1 protein-coding gene and 1 pseudogene are annotated in these 2731 nt (G+C 54.4%); both read right to left on the minus strand.

Annotation, left to right across the window (positions count from 1 at the left end):
- Window positions 1–17: 17 nt before the first annotated feature.
- Window positions 18–2009: a hypothetical protein gene (locus tag AW06_RS21405; protein ID WP_273704932.1), complete on the minus strand. Its 1992-nt coding sequence runs from the start codon at window positions 2007–2009 to the stop codon at window positions 18–20.
- A gap of 384 nt (window positions 2010–2393) precedes the next feature.
- Window positions 2394–2731 (minus strand): annotated as a pseudogene (locus AW06_RS19490) (integrase core domain-containing protein); the annotation flags it as partial.

Below are 2731 nucleotides of genomic sequence, written 5' to 3' on the forward strand. Positions count from 1 at the left end.
AAAATGAGGAAATCACCTTACTGCCTTGCTCCAATGTCAGGCTTGGGCGCAAAGGTCATTTTCCCCTGGGCTGTCCGTTGGTCGTTGCTGAAGATTCCTTCCCAGAAATCGCCATCGGGGAAAATCAGTTTTCCCGGTCCTTCTTTGACGCCTTTTTTCCAGGAACCTTCGTAGCGGTAACCATCCTTTGTCGTGTAACTGCCTTGACCGTGGAATTCGCCGTCCAGTATTTCGCCTTCGTACACATCCCCGTTGTCAAAGATTGTTTTTCCCTTGCCGTTCTGTTTGTTGGACTCCCAATTGCCTTCGTAACGAAAACTCCCCGGTGCGATGAAGACACCATGGCCTTGCTTGACACCGTTCACGAGTTGCCCTTCAAAGCGGTGTCCGTTCTGCCACTCGATTACCCCCTTGCCACTGGGTAGCCCACTGGGTTGGGCAAAGCGAAAGTCGCCAATGTAGGTAGTATCGCCGACCTGCACACGCTTGCCTAGGTCCGCGGTTGGCTGCATCGCCGGTGCTACAGGTACAACGGGTGCAACGGGTGCAACGGATGAGGCGGCAGCCACGTAAGATCGACTGGAGTCAGGCGCAGGCGGAACAAGGTGGCCAGGGGGAATCATTTTGTCGGGCAGCAATCCAGGGGAAATATCCTTGGCACGGTTCGGTTGTCCAACATAGACCGCGTTCCCAGTGATACGGATCGGCACAATCGTGAAACGACCGGAGACATCTGCTTCAGTACGGTAGATACCAGCTGGGGTCTGGAATTCGATGACTTGCCGACCCTGCGGGAGCATGGCACGAGCGATCGAAATACGTTCTGGCAGGGTACGCCAGTTGCGGTCGTCGGCTTGTTCGGTACTTGCAGATACGACATTGGCAACCAGCCCGGCGACCCAGTGCGCCTTGTTGGCTTGTTCCTGAACGACCGATTTGAGTCCCGCCCGGATAACCGTGCGCAAGATGATTCCCGGCATTTGATCCTTGAGCAGACGCCGTGCCATGGTGTCGATATTGGTTAGCGTTTCGACCGGATATCGACCCCCGGCAACTGCTAGCGAGGAAGGTACTGGCACTTGTTCTGAAACCTTGAGTAGCGGGAAAGAGAGTGGGGTAATGACTATTCCTCCCTTGCGCATGATGGGGATCGAAATATTCAACGAGTCGATGCGCGGCGCAAATCCGGTCTCCAAGACGAATAGCACGTCGGTCTCGCCTAGGCCAGGCACGCGTTTGCCAATCTCATTGAGGGCAGTCTTAATCATGGTATTGCCAGGTGCCAGTTGCAGCGCATTACGGTAACCTGGCTCGGCCAGAGAGGGTTCATCGGTGACCTCAAAGAAATAACCGGCCAGATAGTGTGCAAAGGCATTCTGAAAACCGTTCTTCAGCTCGCGAACTTCCGGAGTGTCGAGTTCCTGCATCGGATAACCCTCAAGATTGCTGGCCTGACCGGCATCCTGTTTGTTCGACTCAACCTTGAGCGCGTCGTACTCCTTTTCTCGGAAAGCCTCGATCAGTTTTTCACGTTCATAGGTCTTCTTCATTTCGATGCGGGCATGGTCGAAATTACCGAGCATGATGTGATTCATGGTCAGGCGCGTCGAGAGCAGCACCTTTTCGTAGTCCTGCCCATCATAACGACGGGTCTTGTCGCTAATTAGAAAACTGCCAATGTCACCAAATATCTTTGATGGATTGCTACGAAATTCGTTTTCCCACGCCTGAATGATCTCGTCGCTTTTCATCCAGGTTTCGCGACTGCTGATGAAGTTGCTGCCGAGACTCAGTAGTTCCCCCTTTTCGAAAAAGTATAGGATGTCTTTGTCATTGCCCTCGTTGAAGTTTTCGATCTTTGCCACAGCCTGTTTGAGTTCGCCTGTTTTCACCAGTGTGACGGTTTCGTTAAGCGCATCGGAGTATTGGCGAAACATGCCCGCGACGCCGATGGAAGGTAGTCCAAGCATTAGTAACAGCAATGCACAGGTATAGGAAATCTGCTTCATGGTTGTCTCCCCGATGGTGTTTGTAATTATGTCTCTGGGGTAATGGGACTGTCAGATCCCGGTGACTACCCTATAGAGGCGCTCCTTAAGTAAGTTAGACCCCACCGCAGTATAAGCCATGGCCTGCTGCGATCCGAAAGAGGTGGCCCCGCTTGTTTGGACAGGAAATGCTCCTGGATAAGTGGAGCCCTGCAGGTTGTGGTCGATTGACCGGTATCGCGGTGGGTTTTGACTTTCCTGGATTCTATACAAAACGAATAGAGCTCGGTGGAGCTGGTGGGCGAAGGGACGCGTGGTGGAAAGGTCGTCAGACTTTTCCACGGCAAGCGGCCCGGTGCGCGACAGCGCATCGTCCACAAATCCACGGAGCCCCTTGCTCATGCCTTACGCCGCCGGTCGCTTGGCGGCCGCGAGTACCGCGAAGTCAGTCGCGTCCGGTGTGCTGCCATCGAAGGAGCGAGGGGGTCGTCGCTCGTTGTAGAAGTGCAAATACGTGGCCAATGGGCTTTCGCATTGGCGACGCGGTCGTAGGCCTTGAGATACCCCTCTTCGTACTGGACGCTTTTCCACTGGCGCTCGACAAAGACGTTGTGACGGGCCTCGCCCTCTCGCCTATCGGCTCTCGAAACTGCGCTTCGCTTGTTTTCCCGCCAGGACCCCTGGCCGTCCATGCTGATCCGGAGGTCGTGCGCCTTCAAGAGGCTAGTGTTTAATTGCATAGG

Source organism: Candidatus Accumulibacter cognatus, from assembly GCF_000584975.1.
GTDB classification, from domain to species: Bacteria; Pseudomonadota; Gammaproteobacteria; order Burkholderiales; family Rhodocyclaceae; genus Accumulibacter; species Accumulibacter cognatus.